The organism is Campylobacter concisus (assembly GCF_002913765.1).
Taxonomy (GTDB): Bacteria; Campylobacterota; Campylobacteria; order Campylobacterales; family Campylobacteraceae; genus Campylobacter_A; species Campylobacter_A concisus_BB.
In genome coordinates, this window is sequence record NZ_PPCH01000025.1 from 1 (window position 1) to 24234 (window position 24234).

Here is a 24234-nt window from a genome sequence, read left to right on the forward strand (position 1 = left end):
ACCATCTGTTGGGATGTCGATAACCCAGTGAGCTTTGCCATCTTTTATAGCAGCTACTTCAGCAACGCTTAAAACACCGTCATTGTTTGTATCTTCTACAAATCTAACTTTTGGATTGCCTATTGTTGTATCAACATCTACGCTTGCTTCTACAGATTTAGCGCTATGTCCTAGTTTATCAGTCGCTTCTACGACAAATTTATGCTCGCCGTCACTAAGTTTAGTTCTAGGGGTAAATTCCCAGCTACCATCAAAGCCAGCTTTTGTAGTGCCTGCTATCTTACCATCAACAAATACTTTTATATCTGCACCAGCTTCAGCACTACCTTTTAGTGTTGGAGTGTTGTCATTTGTGACCTTACCTTTAACATCACCATTTTCTACGCCACCAGCTACATTATCAACGATCTCTTTGATCTCTGGTATATCTGTTGCAGTATCAACTGTTAAACTTACAACGTTTGAGTTTTGAACTGGGTTTTTGACATAGTCTTGCATACTAGCTTCAACAGTATAGTCGCCATCATTTAGTGGTTTATCTACTGTGATAGACCAGTCGCCAAGGCTATCTTCTACATAAACTTCACCGCTCCATACTACCTTGCCACTGCTATCTTTTACGCTAACAGTTACAGTTGAGTAAGGCTCTGCAAAGCCGTTTATAGTTGGAGTGTTATCTTTTGTAGCACCTTCATAAGCACCATTTAGAGCATCATCACCGTTGTCATCTGTTACGCTAGTGATTACTACTTTGCCTGGGTTGGTATCTACTTTTATAGTTTCAATATCTGAAGTGTTTGTATTGCCTATCTTATCAGTTGCCTCTACATAGAATGTATGATCGCCATCGCTAAGTTTAGTTCTAGGAGTAAATTCCCAGCTACCATCAAAGCCAGCTTTTGTAGTGCCTGCTATCTTACCATCAACAAATACTTTTATATCTGCACCAGCTTCAGCGCTACCTTTTAGTGTTGGAGTGTTGTCATTAGTCCAGTTATTTTTAGAGCTTATATCGCCTGTATCACCTTCAACATCATCAATAATCTCTTTAATGACTGGTTTGTCAGTTGCGTTGTCTATTGTAAGATTTACAACGTTTGAGTTTTGAACTGGGTTTTTGACATAGTCTTGCATACTAGCTTCAACAGTATAGTCGCCATCATTTAGTGGTTTATCTACTGTGATAGACCAGTCGCCAAGGCTATCTTCTACATAAACTTCACCGCTCCATACTACCTTGCCACTGCTATCTTTTACGCTAACAGTTACAGTTGAGTAAGGCTCTGCAAAGCCGTTTATAGTTGGAGTGTTATCTTTTGTAGCACCTTCATAAGCACCATTTAGAGCATCATCACCGTTGTCATCTGTTACGCTAGTGATTACTACTTTGCCTGGGTTGGTATCTACTTTTATAGTTTCAATATCTGAAGTGTTTGTATTGCCTATCTTATCAGTTGCCTCTACATAGAATGTATGATCGCCATCGCTAAGTTTAGTTCTAGGAGTAAATTCCCAGCTACCATCAAAGCCAGCTTTTGTAGTGCCTGCTATCTTACCATCAACAAATACTTTTATATCTGCACCAGCTTCAGCGCTACCTTTTAGTGTTGGAGTGTTGTCATTAGTCCAGTTATTTTTAGAGCTTATATCGCCTGTATCACCTTCAACATCATCAATAATCTCTTTAATGACTGGTTTGTCAGTTGCGTTGTCTATTGTAAGATTTACAACGTTTGAGTTTTGAACTGGGTTTTTGACATAGTCTTGCATACTAGCTTCAACAGTATAGTCGCCATCATTTAATGCTACTGGTACGTCAATATGCCAATCGCCAAGGCTATCTTCTATATATACTTCATCGCTCCATACTACTTTACCGCTACTATCTTTTACGCTAACAGTTACAGTTGCGTACTGCTCGCCTGTACCCCAAATAGTAGGAGTATTGTCTTTTGTAGCACCTTCATAAGAGCCATTTAGTACGTCATCACCATTGTCATCTGTTATTCTAGTGATTACTACTTGACCTGGATTAGTATCTACTTTTATCCAAGAAATTTCTGAGTTCTCGCTTACGTTGCCAGCTTCATCTGTTGCGATAGCATAGAATGAGTGCTTGCCGTCGCTTAGTTTGCTAGTTGCATACTCCCACTCACCTTTTTCATTAGCTTTTACGCTACCTGCTTTTCTACCATCTACATAGACATCAACGGTTGCACCAGCCTCAGCACTACCTTTTAATGTTGGGGTATTGTCATTTGTCCAGCCAATTCTTTCGTTTTTCACGTTGCCTGTATCCCCTTCTACATTATCTATAATTTCATTAATTACTGGTTTAGAAGTATGAAGATCTATTGTTACAGTAGCTACATTTGATGCATTGCTTACATTGCCAGCTTTATCTGTTGCAGTTGCTGTTATGCTGTATTCACCTTCAGCAAGTGAGCTCTTTGGTGTAAATTCCCATGATCCATCAGCTTTTACAGGGATATTTTCAGCGATGATATCATTGCCATTTTTAAGAGTTATGGTTGAGCCTGCCTCAGCTGTACCTTTAAATGTAGGAGTGCTATCGTTTGTAGTACCACCTTTAACGTCTTCGTTAAATTTACCACCCTTAACATCATCTATTACTTCTGTGATGACTGGAGCATCTGGAGCTGTTTTATCAGTAAAGTCTGTATTGCCAGCTGTTCCTTCGCCGTTACCTTTATTGCCAGCTTTATCAGTTACTTCAACATTTACTTTATCACCTGGTTTGATTGGATCAGTAGTGATTTCGAAATTTCCTTTATCATCAGTTGTGCCAGTACCAATTATTTTGCCGTCCTTGTCTGTAACAACAACTGGAGCATTTGGCTCATCTGAATGACCTTTTACAATACCTTTATCTGGGTTGCCATCAGCTGGGTTATTTGTATCAACTGGAGTTACCTCTTTAACTTCTACGCTTGGAGGTGTATTATCAACAAATTCTGTATCCCCTGCAGTCTCTGTATCACTACCTTTATGGCCAGCTTTATCAGTTACTTCTACTTTTACCTTATCACCTGGTTTGATTGGAGTAGTAGTGATTTCGAAATTTCCTTTATCATCAGTTGTGCCAGTACCTATTGTTTTACCATTTTCATCAGTAACAACTACTGGAGCATTTGGCTCTTCTGATTTACCTTTTACGATACCTTTATCTGGAGTACCATCTGATGGGTTAGTCTCATCTACTGGAGTTACAGTATCGATATCTACTTTTGGTCCTTTAGTATCATTTGGATGCTCTATATTGCCAGCCACAGCCATATCTGTACCTGCGTTACCAGCTTTGTCTATTGCTTGAACAACTACTGGAGTACCTGGTTGAACAGCTTTATCTAGTTGAATTAAGAAGTCACCTGAACTGTTAGCGTGACCTTTTCCTATAATGTTGTTGTTTTCATCTCTAAATAATATCTCAGCATTTGGAGTATCTGTATGACCAGTTCCCATAGTTAGCTCTGCTGTATCATCAGCTTTGCTGTTTGTATCAATTGGAGTGATTTTTACATTGTCAAGTTTTGGAGCGATTGAGTCTAGATCAATTGTAGCTTCATTGCTTGGTGTGCTCTTACCAAATTTATTCTCAGCAGTTGCTGTAAATTTATGCTCGCCTTGTTTAGTAAGCTCTGGTGTAAATTCCCATGAACCATCAGCTTTAGCTGTTGTCTCACCTATTCTGTCGCCATTATCATAAATTTCTACTTTTGAGCCAGCTTTTGCAGTGCCTTTGATAGTTGGAGTTTTATCGTTTGTTAGATGACCTTTAACATCAAGAACGTTACCAACTTTAGTATCTTCTCCATAGCCTTTAACATCATCTATTATCTCATTGATTACTGGAGCTTCTGGAAGATCTTTATGTAAAATCTCTGTATCCCCTGCAGTCTCTGTATCACTACCTTTATGGCCAGCTTTATCAGTTACTTCTACTTTTACCTTATCACCTGGTTTGATTGGAGTAGTAGTGATTTCGAAATTTCCTTTATCATCAGTTGTGCCAGTACCTATTGTTTTACCATTTTCATCAGTAACAACTACTGGAGCATTTGGCTCTTCTGATTTACCTTTTACGATACCTTTATCTGGAGTACCATCTGATGGGTTAGTCTCATCTACTGGAGTTACAGTATCGATATCTACTTTTGGTCCTTTAGTATCATTTGGATGCTCTATATTGCCAGCCACAGCCATATCTGTACCTGCGTTACCAGCTTTGTCTATTGCTTGAACAACTACTGGAGTACCTGGTTGAACAGCTTTATCTAGTTGAATTAAGAAGTCACCTGAACTGTTAGCGTGACCTTTTCCTATAATGTTGTTGTTTTCATCTCTAAATAATATCTCAGCATTTGGAGTATCTGTATGACCAGTTCCCATAGTTAGCTCTGCTGTATCATCAGCTTTGCTGTTTGTATCAATTGGAGTGATTTTTACATTGTCAAGTTTTGGAGCGATTGAGTCTAGATCAATTGTAGCTTCATTGCTTGGTGTGCTCTTACCAAATTTATTCTCAGCAGTTGCTGTAAATTTATGCTCGCCTTGTTTAGTAAGCTCTGGTGTAAATTCCCATGAACCATCAGCTTTAGCTGTTGTCTCACCTATTCTGTCGCCATTATCATAAATTTCTACTTTTGAGCCAGCTTTTGCAGTGCCTTTGATAGTTGGAGTTTTATCGTTTGTTAGATGACCTTTAACATCAAGAACGTTACCAACTTTAGTATCTTCTCCATAGCCTTTAACATCATCTATTATCTCATTGATTACTGGAGCTTCTGGAGCTTTAGTATTCTCAGTATCTTCACCTATAACCTTGCTATCCTTGCCTGGGTTATTAGGGTTATTTGGATTGATGATCTCTGCTGTTACGTTGTTATCTTTACCTGGGTTTAGATCAACTGGGATATCAATCTTACCTTTATCGATATCATCTTGGTTGATTGGTTTTTCAGTCTTTTTACCATTGTCATCAGTAACTACTACTTTATCACCTGGTTTTACTGAACCATCTTTTGGTATAGTAACTTCTACTGTTGTTTTACCAGCATCTTTGTCACCAGCTTTGTTTTCATCATCAGAAATTTTGCCATCTTTGTTTGTATCTTCTGGGAATTTAATTTCTGGGTTGCTTGGTTTTCTAGTGGTTTCTGGATCGATAGTAGTACCAGCGCCTACTGTATCGTCATCACTGCCACCACGACCGCTATCTAAACCGCCACTTTTACCCTCAACTGGACCTGCAAAAGATGCAGCGCCTAAAGGATTGATAGCACTTGTGCTAGCACTTATGTTTGAGTAGTGTCCGCCATGCTCAAATCTAGTCTCACCAAGGCTCATGCCATCACCACGACCACCGCTATTGCCACCAGCTGCTGTCTCTTCAAGATCTTCTAAATTTGCACCATTTAACAATGCTTTTTGAAGTGCTGCTACTTGTGAATCAGCAGCAGTTGCCTTTGGATCGAGGTTTAGCGTATCTTCACCGATCATTGATAGCTCTTTTCCATTATTTGTCGCTATCACAACCTTAGAATCAGCTGAAGTTGTTTTTACCGTCTCACCTTCATAAAGGCTATCACCAACTTTTAGTACTCTTTGGTTACCACTTTTATCTACTGCGATAACCTCAGTAGAACCTGATATAGACTTAATTGTGCCTAGTTTCTTTGCCATGTTCATTCCTTTTGGGCTAAATTAATTTTGGCATTATTTTATAACTATTAGGAGAAATTGTAAATTGTACCTAGGTACAATATAGTTACATTATTTTATTATATGTTATATTTATAGAATTTTTTGTAATTAATAGATGATATTTCTATGACTCTTATATAAATTTTAATTTTCTAGTAAGAATTGATTAATGATATTTTAAGTTATAAATGTTTTATTTGATCGTAGTAAATTTTAAAAGAATAATAGAATTTATAAAAGATATTTGTAAATTTATATAGAAGAAATTTAGACCCAAAAAGGGTCTAAATTTTAAAGATCGACGTGGATGTTTTCTTTCACATCGATATAAGCTGTAGTTGTGCCGTAATTCGCCTCATATCTTTCAAAGCCCTCTACTGCGTTAGCAGCAGATTTACTAAAGCCTTCAAGTTTTACTCCGCCACTTGCCTCAGTTATTTGAAGCAAATTATTACTATGTTCGTGTCCGACATCAAGCATATCAGCTATATCAAGAGCTTTTAGAGTGACCTTTTCATTGCTAGTAACCTTTAACTCTTCAAAGCTCTTAACCCTTGTAAAGTCTATCTGACCATCAACCAAAAGCGTATCGTGATCATAGCGACTTCTATTGTCTGAGTATCCACCAAGAATGCTAGTGCCACCCTCAAGCTTCATATCTTTAGATATAAAGACACTATCACTGCCATCCGATAGATCTATTTTAATATTAGTTAAGCTTCCAGATCTTAGCTCCAAATAATCTTTTGCATTTTCATGTCCACTCAAAATCCAGTTCGCATGGTGTTCAGCTGGCAAACCACTAGCTGATGCGTGAGTATCTTCAACTACCACATGCATTTCATTTATATAAGCCATGATATCTACATCTTTTAGGGTAGATGACTTTAAATTTATATCTGTATGATAAGTTTCTCCAAATGAAGGGACTCTACTGCCTCCATTTAGTTCTACGTTATCAAGGTTTGAGCTATCTATATTTATAGTACCTTTTGATGATCCTGCATAGATCGCACTTTTTTCTGCTGATGTTGTTGAGTTAATGTCAGTGTATTTGATATTTATAACGTCTTCATCGCCTTTAATTAATTCATTACCAACCAATTGGAAGGCACCATTAAGCTTATTAGCATTAGTGCTTATGTCAATATCTGTCATTTTTACATGATCAGCTTTTGTACCTGTTATATTTAAGATATCGCTGTTAATGCCAAGATAGATGGTCTCTTTGTTAAAAACTCCACCATTTATGTTTATGACATCATTGCCAAAGCCCGCATTGATCTCAACTTTTTCGTGCGTTCCACCATTTATATTTATAGTATCATTCCCGTTACGGGTGTCGATAGTGACATTATTTAAATTTGAGTTATTGATATCAATCTTATCTTTTCCAGTATTAGTTCTAATATCAAGCCAATTTAAATTTGAACTATTGATATTGACCTCAGTGTCTCCAGAGTTACTATATACTTCACTAAAATGGATCTTACTAGGTTCTTCTCCTTCTTTATGACTTACGGTTGCATTGTTGAAATTTAAGACATTATCTCCATTTTGAAGATACTCTACATCAAAGCGTTTGTCGTTGTGAAATTCGCTATTTACAGTTGTTATATGGTCATTATCTATGATGCCACCCTCATACGTATATTTAGCGTTATCTATACTAAATTCTAAGATCACACTCTCGCTGTAGTAGTGATTGTTTTCAACGCCCTTATCTGCATCTTTAAATAACTTTTCTTTATCCCAGCTCTCATAAAATTTTTCACTATTTTCAGACAAAAGCTTGCCTTCATTTAGCTCTTTATCGTCTATTACATTTGCACGAACAACTACTTTGTTGATATCGCCCGCTCTTAGACCTTTTATGACGCCACTACTATCTAGGTCTATCCAGTTTTCATTATCAAGTGAGTACTGAATTTTATCGTAGTCTTTGCCGTAAGTCGCCTCTCCACTAAATTTAAGCTTCACATCGATTTTTTGATCCACATCGGCTTCTGCCACTTCACCCCTTAGCTCAAATATTAAATTGTTATGTTCCCACATATTCGATTTTTCATGGTTTTCGATCTGAAAGCCTCGTTTGCCATATATACCTATGTCTTTTACATATTTTGAGTCATATTCATTTATATACTCTGGCTCTGGATCAGGCGTTGGCTGTGGCTCAGGTGTCGGCTGTGGAGTTGGCTCTGGTTGCGGAGCTGGAGCTGGATTTACAGGCTCGACTGGCTCAACAGGCGTAGGCTCTGGCTTAGCACCAAGATCGACATTGATACCATTTTTTACATCTATATAGCCTTTCTCCGTATAAGATCTACCGTTATTTTGAAAACCAAAGTCGGCCTCATATCTTGTAAAGCCATCTTTTAGACCTCTTCCGAACTCTGAAAGCTTAAAGCCTGCTAGCTCTACTCCGCCAGCTGCCTCTGTAACTGTCAAGATATGTTTGCTATCATTATTTTTAATGTCAAGCATATCATATAGATCTTCTAGTTTTAGGCTGACCTTCTCGTTGCCAGTCACTTGTAGCTCTTCAAAGCTCTTAAATTTATTAAAATCAACATTGCCATCGATCACAAGTGTATCGGTCTCGTAGCTAGTGCCACCATTTATCGTAGTGTATCCATTAAGCTTCATAGCTTTTGAGACGACGACTTTATCTTCGCCGTTGCCAAGATTAACAGTCATATCGTTTAATGTGCCTGATCTTAGCTCTAAAGTATCATCTGTATCTGCGAAATTCCACTTTGTAGCATTTTCTGGATAGCTGCCATTTATCTTTGTATCTTCGACTACTACGTGAGTTTTGTAGATAGTGTTGAGATTGACATCATCAAGGGTAGATGATTTTAAATTTAGATCGAAATTTAGTGGATTTCTATTTACATCGGTACCTGTGTTGGTCTCTGTACCTATGTTGATACTCTTTAAAGTTGAGTTTTCAACATTTACGGTGTTGTTTTTTGATTCGGCGATGATGTGGTTGGCTGAATTTTTATATGTTGAGTCGATCTCAGCGTATTTGATATTTATCTCGTCTCTCTCGCCTGAGCCAGTTCTTAGGTACATATCTGTCATTTTTACATGATCATCTTTTGTGCCATTTAAATTTAATACATCGTTTCCACTATCAAGCGTGAAGCCACTTTGATAAGGATCGGTGCCTATGTAAGTTCCGCCGTTTAAATTTACGACATCATCTCCAGCGCCAGTTTCGACGTGAAGTCTCTCGTGTCTTCCGCCATTTATATTTATGGTGTCATCTCCGCCTTGAGTGTTGATATTTAGCCAGTTTAAATTTGAGTTATCGGCATTGATGGTATCTTTACCTTCATTAAGATAGCTGCCATCGCCAAAGACTATAGTGCTAGCCACGTCACCAGCTTTGTGGTTTATCGTCGCATCTTTGAAATTTAGTGTATTGTCGCCATTGTCTTTAAACGTAACATCAAAAGATTTATCATTATTAAACTGGTTATTTACAGTGATATCATGATCATTATCTACGATCTTTTCGCTATTTGATGCTTTTAAGCCACCTATGCTAACTTCTAGCGAAACGCTCTCTTTAAAGTAGCCATTATTTTCTACGCCCTTATCTGCATCTGTGAAAATTTTCTCTGATGGGTCAAGTGTGCCTTCATTTTGGTCGTGATCGTTTGTCACTTCAACACGCACGCTTACTTTATTTATATCGCCAGCTCTTACATCTTTTATGACGCCGCTATCATCTAGCTTTTGCCAAGTTTTACCGCCATCTAGTGAGTACTCTGCGTTTTCATAGTCTTTGCCAGCAGTTGCCTCTCCGCCAAATTTAAGCGTCACATCTACCTTTTTATCAGCATCAGCCTGTGCTACTTCGCCTTTTAGGTTGTACTCTAAGTATGATTTGTCATTTGAGCTTCTTGGGTCTGAGCTCTTTTCATAGCCAAATTCTGACTTGTTTTCAACTGAGATATTTTTAACTATATCTTTGCTCTCGTCAGGTTTTGGTTCTGGTTTAGGCTCAGGCTGCGGAGCTGGCTCTGGTTTAGGCTCTGGGGTCGGCTCTGGCTTTGGTTGTGGTTCTGGAGTTGGCTCAGGTTTAGGCTCTACTGGCTCAACTGGCTTTGGCTGCGGAGTTGGAGCTGGATTTTCTGGTTGTGATGGCTCAACTGGGGCTACAGGTGCAATGGCAGAATTTATATCACTATCTGAACCATCAAAAACATCACTACCGCCACCTTTTACCTCTTGGTTAGTTAGTTTTACAGCGCCAAAAGTATCTGAAAGTGATCTAAAGCTAGCTGATACATCAGAGCTTTCATGACCGCCATGCTCAAACCTTGTCTCGCCAAGGCTCACGCCGTCACCGCCTCTGCCACCGCTATTGCCACCAGCGGCACTCTCTTCGAGATTTGCTAAATTTTCACCTTTTAAAAGGGCTTTTTGTATAGCTGCTACCTCTTTGTCTGAGCTAAGGTCGTTATTTAAATTTAGAGTTTCGCCATCTTTTAGCTCAAACTCTTTGCCGTCGTTTGATGCGATAGTTACCTTTGTGCCGTTTGCTTTAACGACATCGCCCTCGTATAAACTATCTCCCGCGACAACAACTCTTTCGTTGCCATTTTTGTCTATAACTACTACTTCCTTGGAGCCAAGAATGTTTTTGATAACACCTACTTTAACAGCCATCGCTGCCTCCTTTAAAATCAATTTGACACATTATAAATATTTCTTTTAAATATAAAGTAATGTAAATATGATGTTAATTCTTAAGATTACGCTGTTGCAGTGGGTTTTAAAAATTAAATTTTTGATAAATTTAAATAAGATCCCAAGAGGGATCTAAAATTTAAAGATCGACGTGAATGTCCTCTTTTATATCTATATAGACTGTGCCTTGACGATCACTACCGTCTGCTAAGTGCGTATTATAGGCACTTTCATATCTATGGTAGCCATTTTCTGCTCCGCTAGTTTCGCTAAAACCATTAAGTTTTACAGTACCATGCGCCTCGCTAAATTTAACTACATTAGAGCCATTGTCTAAAATGTCACTCAAATGAGCCACATCATTGCCATTTAATGTCACATAAGCACCGCTCGTTACTTTTAATTCTTCAAAGCCAGAGACCTTTGAGAAGTCGATATTATTATCAAGCACAAGAGTATCATATCCCTTGCCACCAAATATTTGAGTATTATTATCTATATCTGTTCTTGTCATAGTTAAACTAACTGTATCGTCTCCGCCACCTAGATAAAATTTAGAATTTTTTATGATAGCTGATGTCACATTTAAAGTATCGTTTTGATTATCTGAGAAGTAAAATTCGTTATTTTTACCATGAAATTCTGAGTCATCTATATGCATATTGACCTTGTTGTTTCTGCCGTCAAATTTAACGTCACCCATAAATTTTGGCCCAAGAAAATTCATATCAAAAAGCGGTGTGTGGTCCAAATTTGCGTGCGAGCCTTTTATATCTATCTCGCCGTCTCCACCGCACACTTTTATATTCATAGTGGTTTTTTCGCCGTCGTTTGCTTCGATAGTAGTGTGTCCGTTAAAGATAGTGTTGTCCATATTTAGCGTATCTACTTCGTTTGGACTAGTAAAGCTAGAAAGAGAAATTTTCGTATCACCAAAAAAGCCCACCCAGTCGGTGTTTATAGTGTCATTTCCTCCGCCAAGCCTTATATCTGCGCCATTTTTGATTTCACATCTTTGGATATCTATGACATCGTTATCTAGACCTGTATGAATGGCAGCATTTTCCATCGTCGCACCATAAATTTTCACGCTATCATCGCCGTCATTTGTGTATAAAAGCGTATGATCTTTTATGCCGACGTTGTTTCTTATCTCTATCTCGTCATTGCCAGCCCCAGCGTCAAATCTCAGCCCTCTAACCTCAATATTATCGTGAATTCTTAGCTTATTGTCGCCATCTCCTGCGTCTATCTTGGCATCATTTACGATAGATCTTGTCATATCGACTATGTCGTTGCCATTGTCAAAACGCACATCGTTTGCACTCGTGGTTGCGTCTGTGATGTTTAAAATTTGATCCTGCGCTTTTGGCCTTGCATCTGCCACCCTTCGTCCGTATAGCTCAGCGAGAAAATTCTTGGGCTCAAGTATCTCAAGCGTCTTTATCTCCTCTACGATAGTCACGTGAGGGTCATTTTGGATCACGCCACCACTTAAATTTAACCCCTCTTTGTCGGCTACTTCTACGCTCATATTAATCCTTTCTTAAAAAATTGACTTTTGGATTTTAATAAGCGTTTTTAAATCACATTGAAATATAAATTATATTGATTATCAAAAGAAATGCCTAAATTTAGGCTTTTTGTATAAAAAATTTTATTAAATGAAGCAAGGGGAGTTTAGACCCAAAAAATGGGTCTAAATTTTACATTAATTCGTTTACGTTAACGTCTTGTATAGTAAGCGTAAATGTCTGACCACCTTCATTTACGTTATATACATAGTTTCCGTTGCTATCTACCGTAGAAGCGTCCGCCACTTCAGAAGTGCCCTCTGTAAATGTACCAACGCCTTTTACGCCTTTTACGATCAGCGATGTCGCACCTTCGCCACCGACATTTTTTATGAAATTTGCGATATCTGAAGCATGGTGAAATGTAAAGTCCTCATTTGCTTCTGACATATCAAGCACCTCAAAGCCGCTTATCTTGCCGGCATTTGTCGTATTAAATGATGCGTCATGAACTTTTAGCGTATCTATGCCGTCACCTCCATTTATAGCAGTGCCATTTAGGCTTACGTCCTTGCCAAGATCGACTAAGTCATTGCCGTCGCCACCTGAAAGGTAGGTGTTGGTTAGTGTTACGTTATCAGCTATATTGATAGTGTCGTTGCCTTTGCCTGAGTTGATGTTTGATGCATCGTAGTCATGTGCAGCTTCGCCTGCAGCTGGACTTAAATTTACACTTGATGTGCCAGTTAGATCAGCGTTGATATTTATCGTATCGTCTCCGCCTTGAGTGAAAATTTTAACATCAGTATTATCATGAGTGCCAGCTCCGATAGTCACACTATCGCCGTCATCCGCGGTATTTATAGTAACCCTTCTAAGCTCAGCGTTATCGATAGTTACGGTTTTTACGCCAGCATTTCCAACGCCTGCACCCTCTATATTTGTATCAACTAGACCAGTAGCCTTTGCGACATTTAGAGTTACGTTGCCATTTTCAAGCATAATGTTTGAATCCACCATAGAAACATCACCATCGACATTTACACGGTCATCTCCGCCATTTGTGTAGATGATAGCCTTGTCAAATGAGCTATTTCCAGAGACGTTAATAGTGTCATTTCCGCCGCCTGCACCGATATATGTGCTATATCCATCATTTGAGATCATCGTGACATCTTTTAAATTTATCACATCATCGCCATATCCAGTCTCAATGGCAGCGTTGTTAAATTTAGCGCCAGTAACATCTACGCTGTCTCTATCGTCACTTACTCCAGCGTCAACTGAGCTAGTGTTTATCTTAGTGTTTGAAATTTCAGCGCCTCTTTCGATAGTTAACGTATCTCTACCTTTGCCCATCTCTATGTAGTTTGAGTAAATTCCAGCTTGGTTAGCTACTGGATTTGCCACGTGAGCTGGTGAGCTTATAGGGTCATTATGTGCGGCGCTATTATTTTTTATTTCAGTGCTACCTTTGATAGTTAGGCTATCATTGCCCTCGCCTGTGTAGATATCCATAACATCTGCTTTAGTATCTTGAAGTACGATCTTATCATTACCATTGCCACTTTTTATTTCAGAGTTATATATGCCTGCACTGATGAAATTTAGCATATCGCCTGTGTCTGAGTCGCCTGTATCGATATCAACTCTCCTGATACTTGCATCAGTAACATTTATAGTGTCGTCACCCTCGCCTGTTTTTATAAAGCTATCAGTTCTGCTTCCTGCATACTCAGTCTCGTCAGTTGTTCCGTTATTAGTAACGTAAGCATACATGTCGCTTTTAATATTTACGGTGTCGTTATCAGCACCAGTGTCTATTTTTGTATTTTTTATAAGCTGATGATTATCGCTTTTTTCGATATTTACAGTGTCGTTGCCACTTCCTGTTTTAAACAAGACATTGTCTAAAATCGTACTACTAAGGCTTGGACCAGAATCATCTTTTATAGTAAATACATCATTGCCATCATGGCTTGTAAATCTTGTATCTGTTATAACAGTTCCATTTATATTGAGTGTATCTTGATTTTTCTCTCCGCCAGCGTTTCCAAGGTCTATCCTAGTGTTTTCTACAACAGCATCTTTTCCAGTATTAAACACATCGTCGCCATCGCCCATTTTTATGACATCATTGGCATTTTCTTTTAGATCATATAACCCACTTGAAAAATAGACTTCCTCTTTTATAGTTATCGTATCATCACCATCTTTTGTATCGATGATAGTTTTCATAGTGTTGCCATTATCTGGGTCAGAATTTACAAGAGCAGGGTTTAAGCCCTCTGTAGATGCATCTATATTTTCTGTGATATTTATATTGTCATCATTATCGATGATCTTGCCCTCAGCCTCGCCAGATGTGATAGCTGCGTTGTTTGTGGTCACGCTAAGAGTTACGCCCTCTTTATAAACGCCGTAGTCTTTTATGCCAGGAGCGATATTTGCACCTAGATCTTCGCTACTTGTGCCCTCGTTTTGATTACCTGCTGTTTGACCGTAGTCGTCGATAACCTGCACTCTAACCTTTACATTTGCGATATCGCTTGGCATAACGCCGCTTATCGTGCCGCCATTTTGTATCGCTGTCCAGCTATGTCCGCCATCAAGTGAATACTCCATAGCGTTTGTGTAGTCTCTGCCTGCACTTGCGCCACTTAAATTTAGCGTTAGATCAGTAGGTGTAGTTGAGCTTGTAGCAGCTGATAGGCCGAGATTATAGACTAGATACTCGTTTGGAGTTGCCTCTCTTGCCTCGCCGTTACCTTCAAGCGATACGCTTAGCGCAACAGGGGTTGCAGGTGTTGCTGGTGTTACTGGTGTTACTGGATTTGTTGGATTTGCTGGATTTTGCGGTGCAACATTATCGTTCTCTCCATTGTCGCCATTATCAGCATAGCCGCCGATTGGGCTATTAAAAGAGTCAAAAGCTCTATTTGCGTCTGTTAAATTTCTAAAATTTTCATTGATATTTGCGTAGTGGCCACCCTCAGCAAAGCTAGCTGCGCCTAGACTTACGCCATCTCCGCCAGCTCCAGCTGCTGCGTTACCACCAGCTGCGGTCTCTTCTAGATCTGTGATATTTGCACCATTTAAAAGAGCATTTTGAAGCGCTGCGACCTCTGGGTTAGCACTTTGTGCGTTTGCTGCCTCTTTTGGATCAAGTGAGATAGTATCTTCGCCTACTACCGAGACTTCCTTGCCGTCATTTGCAACGATGACTACCTTCGCATCAGCTGAAGTTGTCTTTATACTCTCGCCCTCATACAAGCTATCGCCAACTTTTAAAATTCTCTCGTTTCCACTTTTATCGACTGCGATCACTTCAGTTTGACCTGAAATTGATTTTATACTTCCTAGTTTTGCTGCCATGTTCATCCTTGTTAAATTTTTTCTCGCATTTTAATGAATTTTATAATTCATGTATATTGTACCCAGGTACAATAAGGCCCTTAAATTCGGCATTTGTGACACATATATGACAATTTTACGTTATCAATTTATATATCATTTTGATCAAAATGAGGCAAATTTCATTTTATCTGTCTTATCTTTTAAGAGAGAGTTAAATTTAACGTGTGTTTTTTGTGATAAAATGAGCGAAAATAATATTTTTTAAATTTATAAAAATATTTTAGAAATTTATTTGAGCTACTTTATTTTTTGTCTATTTGCTTGGTTTGGTATTACGAAAATTTAAAAATGCGTAAAATTTCTTACTAGGAGGATAGCTATGAAAAAGCTAGTTTTACTAATCTGCATTCTAGTTGCTTCGCTCTATGCAAAGCCAAACGTCGTCATCTTAGCCACAGGTGGTACGATCGCAGGGAGCGCTAGTGGTACGACAAACGCCCAGTACGACGCGGCCCAACTTGGCGTTGATATCCTCATCAAAGCCGTGCCTGAGATAGCAAATTTAGCAAATGTCAAAGGCGAGCAAGTCGCCAATATCAGCTCAAACAACATGACTGATGAAATTTGGCTAAAGCTTGCAAAACGCGTAAATGAGCTACTTGCCAGCAAAGACGTGGATGGCATCGTCATAACTCACGGCACCGACACCCTCGAAGAGACCGCCTACTTCTTAAATTTAGTCGTCAAGTCAGATAAGCCTGTAGTTTTAGTGGGAGCCATGAGAAGTGCCACATCTATGAGCGCTGATGGTCCGCTAAATTTATATAACGCAGTAAGCGTCGCAGCTAGCAAAGAAAGCGTTGGTAATGGTGTTTTAGTCGTGCTAAATGACGAGATCAACGCCGCTAGAGAGGTTACAAAGACAAACACCTCATCAGTTGATACATTTAAGTCAAGAAACACCGGCGCCATCGGCAGAGTCTATTATGGTAAGGTCGTTTACAGCACAAAAAGCCTCAAAAAACACACCGCAAGCAGCGTCTTTGATGTAAGCAAGCTAGAGGCCTTGCCAAGGGTTGATATCATCTACTCACACGCAAATGACTACGGCGATATCGCAAAACACCTGATAGATGTTGGTTCAAAGGGCATCATCCACGCAGGCACAGGTAATGGCAGCATACACAACAACGTATTTGCCGTGCTTCAAGAGGCAAATGCCAAAGGCATAAAAATAGTAAGAAGCGCGATCGTTGGCAGCGGCTACGTAGATAGCAACAAAAAGATGGATGATAATGGAAATTTCATCACAGCAAGCGATCTAAACCCACAAAAGGCTAGAATTTTACTCATGCTAGCCCTCACAAAGACGAGCGACACCAAAGAAATTCAAAAATTCTTTGATGAATACTAAATTTTACTTGGCTGCCATGTGCGGCCAAGCTTTAAAATTTTTGATACTTTAGATGTGATAAAATCCTCTCAAATTTTAAAAAAAGGATCAAATTTGAGAAGCGATATAATCAAAAAAGGCTACACAAGAGCCCCACACCGCTCACTTTTACGTGCGACTGGGCTAAAAGACGAGGACTTTAATAAGCCATTTATCGGCGTTGCAAACAGCTTTATAGAGATTATCCCTGGGCACTTTTTCTTAAACAAATACGCACAAATTTTAAAAGATGAAATTCGCAAAAATGGCTGTGTGCCGTTTGAGTTTAACTGCATCGGCGTGGATGACGGCATAGCGATGGGGCATGGGGGCATGTTATATAGCTTACCTAGCCGCGAGATCATCGCAAATTCTATCGAAACCGTGATGAATGCGCACGCGCTTGACGCGCTTGTTTGTATGCCAAACTGCGACAAGATCGTCCCTGGCATGGTTATGGGCGCTTTAAGGGTCAATGTCCCAACCATTTTTGTAAGCGGCGGCCCTATGAGAAAAGGCCACACAAAAGATGGCAGGCCGATCGACCTTGCGACTGCGTTTGAGGCGGTTGGCAAATTTGAGACCAAAGAGATAGACGAGGCCGAGCTAAGAGATATCGAGTGCAACGCATGTCCAAGTGGGGGCAGCTGTAGCGGTATGTTTACGGCAAATTCTATGAACACGCTTTGCGAAGCGATGGGTATAGCGCTTCCTGGCAACGGCACCATCCTTGCACTAACTCCAGAGCGTGAGGAGCTCATCAGGCAGGCTGCTCGCAGAATTTGCCAAATCGCCCTTGATGAGAAATTTAAGATAAGAAACATACTAAATGAAAAGGCGATCCGCAATGCGCTTGTCGTTGATATGGCGATGGGTGGCAGCAGCAACACCGTCCTTCACATGCTAGCTATCTCAAGAGAGGCTGGTGTAAATTTAGATATCAAAGAGCTAAACAAGATCAGCCAAAACATCGCTCACATCGCTAAGATCAGCCCAAGCTTGCCAAACGTGCACATGGAGGACGTCGGCAGGGCTGGCGGTATGAATGCGGTGATAAAAGAAATTTCACGCAGAGATAACGGCATGCTAAATTTAGACAACCTAACAGTTAGCGGCGAGACTTTGGGTGAGCGTGTACAGGCCAGCGACATCAAAGATGAAAGTGTCATTCACAAGGTGGAAAATGCCTACTCGCAAGTTGGCGGACTTGCCATTTTGTTTGGAAATTTAGCCGAGCAAGGCTGTGTTATAAAAACAGCTGGCATCGTTGGCGAGCGTAAATTTAGCGGCAAAGCGGTCTGCTTTAACTCACAAGATGAAGCCATAGCTGGCATCTCAAGTGGTAAAGTAGATAAAGGTGACGTCGTCGTCATCCGCTACGAAGGCCCGCGCGGAGGCCCTGGCATGCAAGAGATGCTAAGCCCTACTTCGCTCATCATGGGGCGAGGTCTTGGCGCAGACGTAGCGCTCATCACAGATGGTCGCTTTAGCGGGGCGACAAGAGGGCTAAGCATCGGCCACGTAAGTCCAGAAGCAGCTGAAGGCGGCATGATAGGCTTGCTACGAGACGGCGACATCATCGATATAGACGTCGATAAATATGAGATAAACGTTCGCCTAAGCGAAGCTGAGATCGCAAAGAGAAGAGCGGAATTTAAACCAGTCGATAAGGCGCTAACCTCTCGCTGGCTAAGGCAGTATCAAAAGCTAGTCACAAACGCAAGCAACGGAGCGATATTAGAGGCGTGAAATTTAGTTTAAATTTTAAAAACATCAAATTTAAGCCTAAATTTTAGGCTTAAATTTACTTCGCTCCGTGCCAAAGTAGGCGGTTTTTACCTAGCTTTGTGTCGATACTCTCTTTTATAATGGAGCAGATATACTCTTTTGAAAGCCCTATAGCCTCCTCTAGGCTCTTGCCCTTTGCAAGGTAGCAAGCAAGCGCCGTTGAGAAAGTGCAACCAGTCCCACTCATCACAAGCGGATTAGCAAGCGGAGTTTTGAAATTTTGCAGTGAGCCATCTTTTCTATAAAGCGTATCTATGCTATTTCCCTCGCTCACTCGCTTTTTCACTATGATATCGCAAGGCAGATCTTTAAAATTTCCACCAAAAAGGACATTTGCCTCGTCTAAATTTGGCGTGGCGACGGTGGCAAGCTTCATTAGCTCTTTTAGCTTTTCTACTGCGCTATCTTTTATGAGCTTGTGGCCGCTCTTTGAGACGCAGACTGGATCAAGCACGACTTTTGCCTTTTGAGTGAGTAAAAACTCGCGAACAACGTCCATTATCTCCTCGCTAAAGAGCATACCGATCTTTATGGCATCAAAGCTAAATTCCTCCGCAAGCGTGCTAAGCTGGTCTTTAACAAAGCTAGGTTCAAGACAAACTACGCTTTTTATCGCGTCTGTGGTCTCAGCAACTAGCGAAGTGACCGCCGTTGCGCTATAGCAGTTTAGCCTAGCGCATGTCTTTATATCAGCCTGAAGTCCTGCTGTGCCGCTATTGCAAGAGCCTGCGATGATTAAAATTTTCTTCATCGTTTTCCTTTTGTAAATTTTGGCTTATTATAAGAGATGTTAGTTAAATTTGAGTTTTTAAAAAGATTTGAGCCAAGAGGCTCAAATTTTATGAAAGTTTGTTTAGATCGTTATCGATCTCGATATATATCGTAGTTGCGTCAAAATTTGCATGCTCGTAAGAGTTATCTACTTTTAGCTCGTTTGAGTCAGATAAAATCTCATCATTTGCGCTATGTTTGTCTGCTAAATTTTCACTGTCCTCAAGGCTATTTGAGCTATTTTCAGCCTCATTTGGCTGCGTTTTTGCAAACATATCTTCCACTTTTTCATTCATCTGATCAAGTATCTCAGCGTAGTTTTCTCCAAGAAGCGCTCTAAAAAGTGCGTCAGTATCGATGCTATTTTCAGCGCTTGTATCAGAACTTACCACGCTACTATCAAGCCATATTGTGTCATATCCATTTAGCGATATATCGCTGCCATCCACAGCTGTGATAGTCACGCTCGCACTTTGGCTCTCTCCCTTTATACTCTCTCCAATATAAACCTCATCATCTACGTTTAAAACTCTTACACGGTCGTTTTTATCTATCGCTATAACATCAGATGTGACGCTTTTTACCTTGCCGGCTACAGCTGCCATCTTTATTCCTTACTTTTATTTTTTGATTTATTCTAGTGTTTTTTATTAAATTTGTATATTGTACTTTGGTACAAAGATGGTTTTAAGAGCGTTTTTTTAGGAGTAAAAATAGAAATTTAAAAGAAGAATTTGGGCTAAAAAGCCCAAATTTTATACAAGTTGTTTGTTTATATCGTTATCGATGTCTATATAGATAGTTTTTGCTGTGCTTGTTTCACCCTCGTATCTTGTATATCCAGCTTGGACACCACTTTGATCTGTAGCCTCAGTAAATCCTTTTAATGAAACGCTATCTTTGTTGTCGCCGCTTATTTTTAAGATAGTATTTACATCATCAGTGATGCTAAATACATTATCTGCTTTTAAATTTAGTAGCTTAACATCTTGGTTGTCATTGCCATGCTCATCCATGCCAAGCTGGATCTCTTCAAAATTCTTGATCGCATTAGTTAAAGACTTATTATCTATCTTATCAAAGTCGATAGTGCCATCCTTTGCCACTGGACGCATGATAAGCGTATCTGTGCCCTCTCCGCCATCTAGACTTTGAGATAGAGCTGCTCTTGGATCATCAAAGGTAAATACAACCTTATCATTGCCAGCGCCAGCATTTACTAGATCGCCTTTGTTTATGCCAGTATAGCCACTTCTGCCAGCGTCTATGTAGTCGTTACCACTTCCTGTGGTTATGACGTCGTTGTTATCGCCAGTGATGATTACATTGTTGCCATTGCCTGTGCGAATTTCATTTTCGCCGCGTCCTGCGTTGATCGTGTTGTTTCCATCTCCAACGGTTATGATATCGTTGCCTTCACTTGTTGTGATGACATTGTTATTGTTGTTATTTTCTGCATCCACCCTTGTGTTTTTAGCGATATCAGAAATTTGTAGATAGACATCGTTTGCTTTTACATCGCCATTAAATACTGCTTCGAAATTTCCATTATCATCAAGCGTTACAGAATTTGCAGGTATGATGTGTCCATTTGCATCTCTTAAAGTGATGCTATCTTTTAGAGCTATGCCTTTTACCGCCTCTTCAAAGTGTTGTTTTAGCGTATAGCTTGCACCAACTCCATTTTCACTTAAATTTCCACTCCATGTGGTTTTATTTGTAGCTGCATCGTAGTTAAAATTTGAGTTGTCTATCGTTGCAGCTGTTGCATCGATAGTAAATTGAATAGAGTTGTAAAGTAGCTCATCTCCACCTTGATATTTACCATCGATAGAAATTTTATAAACACCATCAGCCATCTTGCCATAGCCGTCAAGTCTGTTGTTAAAGCCTGTAAGTCTATTGTAGTGATCAGGCGTTACATTGCCTATTGGTTTTTCTATCGCTTCAGATAGTAAAACTTTCGTAACACCTGTATCAACATTTGTAGATACAAATTTAACATCTCCAGTACTCCATCTTATGCCTCTGCCGCTATTTAAAAACTCACTTACAGTTTTATTATCGCTAGTAGCACCAGCTGTTGTATCTTCTGGGATCACAGCTCTTAGGTATGGGATAGCGTCGTTTGAAACGATCCTTGAGCCATCAGCTCTAGTGCCGCTCTCACTCATCTCCATAGTGCCCCACAACTTCTCAGCTGAGCGGTTATTTGCATTTGTAGTTGTGTCGTTGCCGTTTTCAAACTGCGTCATAGTTGGAACTAAAATTTCATTTACGTGAGTATATTTTGTACCAGCTTTATCGGTCATCTCAACTTCTATTTTATCGCCTAGTTTTATCTTGTGATCATACTCAAAGCTTAGTACGCCATTGGTTGGCTTAGTAGTGCCAACAGAGATTACGTTAGTATTTCCATCAGCTGTTACCACTTTTATACTCTCGATCTTATCGCCATCCTCATAGTTTTTGAGGTTAAAATTGATCGTATGGTGTAGCCCCTCATTGTCATTTTCGATGATCTTGATGTTTTCTATAGTAACTGGTGTCTTATCAACCACAAAATCACTCACTACCGTACTCTTGTCGCCATTTGCAAAGACAGCTGTTGCTTTGATCTTGTAGTTGCCATCCTCTAAGCTATCAGATGTGACTTCAAATTTACCATTTGCAAATTCGCTTTGGCTAAGCTCTTTTGTAAAGACTTTATGTCCATTTTTATCAAGAACAGTGATGATCGCTTTAGTTGCGCTACTGTCTATACTACCTGTAAATGTCGGTGTCTTGTCGCTTAGAACTGGTAGTGGTGCATTAGATGAAAATTTATCGGTTTGAGCGATATCATCAGTTGTAAATTTATAATATTTAGTTGCGTCATTTATACCTGTATTTGTATTTGCGCTTACAATGCTTGCGTCATCATCGGTAGCGTCTATTAGGTCTGTGGCGACATTTAGCTTAGCAGATTTTGCCTCTGCCTCGTTACCTACAACGTCGCTAACCTTAGCTGTATATGTTGCTTTTGGATCGCTTGTTCTAAACTCAACTTCATATTTGCCATCTACCACTTTAGCTGTATGGCTCTCGCCTGTGCTTGATGTGACAGTTACGATCTGTCCATCTTCTACATTATCCACAGTTCCTGTGATCTTTTGAGTTACTTTATAGACATTTCTTGTTACTGTATCTACGTAGCTGTCAAAGTCGGTTGAATTTAGTTTTATGCCACTTGCCTCTGAGCCAAGTATGCTCTCAGGTCCGCCATCTTTTGAAACGGTTAGTTTTAACACACCTTCGTAAATATAGTTTGCATAGGTCATATCAAAGTCATAGTAACCTGCTTTATCAACGTGTAAAGTTGTAACTGTGGCTCTGTTTTCTGAGTGGATAGTGTCATAATCAACCATAGTAACGCCATCAACCTTAAATCTTACGCTATCATCAGTGCCTTTTGCGTCAAATTTATAATCGCCCGGCTCAAGATACATAGTGCCTTTTAAATTTATCATCGCACCAGCTGTTGTGTTTTTACCATTAGGAGCATCTCTTATGATGTCTATATCGCTGCCTTTTGCGTTATCAATAAAGTACTTAAGTGCTTTAAAATTTGGAGCTACCCACTCACTGTTTGGAGTTATTAAATTTCCGTCAAGATCTCTTGCTCCAGCTAGGTCGGTACGGTTATGAGCACCATCAAGTCCAGAGACTGCACCTGGATCAGTTTTTAAATTATCTCTATCGCCACCTTCACCTTGTTGGAAATTTAGCTCTTTTGCTTTAAAGCTTGCCCAAGGCTTGGTATTGTTTGTGTAGTATTCGACAAAATCATTTTGCTTCATACCGTTATGAGCGTATGTTGTATTATTAAAGGCATAAGGTCTTAGCTCAGTACCTCTTACGCCTTCTTCATAGATGTGGTTAAACCAGAAATTTCCTTTTAGTCCGCTACTCATCTCAGACTCTTTTACAAGGCTCATCTCGGTTTCAACATTTATAGTTATTTTTGCAACTGTATCAAGCACGAAGCTACCAGTATCGGTTGCAGTATTGCCGTCTCGTCCAGTTGCTACTATTTTTACTTCATAATCGCCATCATGGCTACCATTTACGCTTAACTCATCAGTTGTAAATTTAAATTTACCATCAGCATAGTCGCTTGGATTTAGAGTTTTTGTAAAGACTTCGTGTCCGTCCTTGTCAAGCACGCTAACAACCGCTCTTACAGCAGCTGGATCTACTGTGCCACTTATAGTTGGAGTAGCGTCATTTGTGCGAGGTACGCTTGGCGCGTCTAAGCTATAATCTCCAGTTATAGTGCCAAAATCATCAGTTAAAGTTTTGATATCAACGCTGATTGGAGGTATGACTGGTGCAACAGGAGTTGCATCGCCTGCGTCATTGCCGTCATTGTAGCCGCCGATTGAGTTTTCTGGAGTTTGAAAAGCTTTGTTTGCGTCAGTTAAATTTCTGTAGTTTTCATTGATGTTTGAGTAGTGACCGCCCTCTTCAAAGCTTGCTGCACCTAAGCTTACGCCGTCTCCACCAGCGTTGCCACCTTGGTTACCGCCAGCTGCAGTCTCTTCAAGATCAGTGATGTTTGCACCATCAAGAAGTGCTTTTTGTATAGCGCTTACATCAGCTACGCTATCGTCGCCAAAGCTCTCGTTGTGAGCTACGCTCTTGTCTAAATTTAGGGTATCTTTTCCGATGATCGCGATATCTTTGCCATCGTTTGCAGTTATGACTACTTTTGAGTCAAAATCAGTTGTCTGTATAGTCTCACCAAGAAAAATTTCATCGCCTACTTTTAACACTCTTTGTGTGCCATCCTTTGCAGTTGCGATTACGCTTGATCCTTGTGAGATGCTTTTGATTACGCCTATCCTTGTTGCCATTTTACTTCCTTATCTAAAAAATTTTGAACGTATTTTAATATCTTAA

The 24234-nt window shown here is 39.8% G+C and carries 9 protein-coding genes; 2 read left to right on the plus strand and 7 right to left on the minus strand.

What is annotated here, in order from left to right:
• From CYO89_RS06840 to CYO89_RS06855, 4 genes are all read right to left on the minus strand, one after another.
• Window positions 1–5703: retention module-containing protein (locus tag CYO89_RS06840; RefSeq protein WP_181001903.1), on the minus strand; the 5703-nt coding region annotated here is incomplete at its 3' end.
• A 312-nt stretch (window positions 5704–6015) separates the two neighbouring features.
• Entirely contained in the window at window positions 6016–10410 is a 4395-nt protein-coding gene (locus tag CYO89_RS10405) for a hypothetical protein (protein ID WP_181001904.1), read from the minus strand.
• Window positions 10411–10570: 160 nt separating this feature from the next.
• On the minus strand, window positions 10571–11965 hold the full coding sequence (locus CYO89_RS06850; protein ID WP_103597734.1) for a hypothetical protein: 1395 nt from the start codon (window positions 11963–11965) through the stop codon (window positions 10571–10573).
• 172 nt (window positions 11966–12137) lie between these two features.
• Window positions 12138–15320: a retention module-containing protein gene (locus CYO89_RS06855; RefSeq protein ID WP_103597735.1), complete on the minus strand. Its 3183-nt coding sequence runs from the start codon at window positions 15318–15320 to the stop codon at window positions 12138–12140.
• 361 nt (window positions 15321–15681) lie between these two features.
• Here CYO89_RS06855 and CYO89_RS06860 point away from each other — a divergent pair, with 361 nt between their 5' ends.
• Together CYO89_RS06860 and ilvD are read left to right on the plus strand one after the other, a co-directional pair.
• Complete coding sequence (locus CYO89_RS06860) at window positions 15682–16716, plus strand: type II asparaginase (protein WP_103597736.1); 1035 nt, start codon at window positions 15682–15684, stop codon at window positions 16714–16716.
• 93 nt (window positions 16717–16809) lie between these two features.
• Window positions 16810–18483 (plus strand): dihydroxy-acid dehydratase, encoded by a 1674-nt coding sequence (ilvD, locus tag CYO89_RS06865; RefSeq protein ID WP_103597737.1) that lies wholly within the window; start codon window positions 16810–16812, stop codon window positions 18481–18483.
• A gap of 55 nt (window positions 18484–18538) precedes the next feature.
• On the opposite strand, the gene CYO89_RS06870 is transcribed toward ilvD, so the two are convergent.
• The 3 genes from CYO89_RS06870 to CYO89_RS06880 form a co-directional block, all read right to left on the minus strand.
• Window positions 18539–19273, minus strand: coding sequence for a hydroxymethylpyrimidine/phosphomethylpyrimidine kinase (locus CYO89_RS06870; RefSeq protein ID WP_012140625.1), 735 nt, complete (start codon window positions 19271–19273; stop codon window positions 18539–18541).
• Window positions 19274–19361: 88 nt separating this feature from the next.
• Entirely contained in the window at window positions 19362–19898 is a 537-nt protein-coding gene (locus tag CYO89_RS06875) for a hypothetical protein (protein ID WP_103597738.1), read from the minus strand.
• A 150-nt stretch (window positions 19899–20048) separates the two neighbouring features.
• Window positions 20049–24188 (minus strand): retention module-containing protein, encoded by a 4140-nt coding sequence (locus CYO89_RS06880; RefSeq protein WP_103597739.1) that lies wholly within the window; start codon window positions 24186–24188, stop codon window positions 20049–20051.
• Between the last annotated feature and the right edge of the window lie 46 nt (window positions 24189–24234).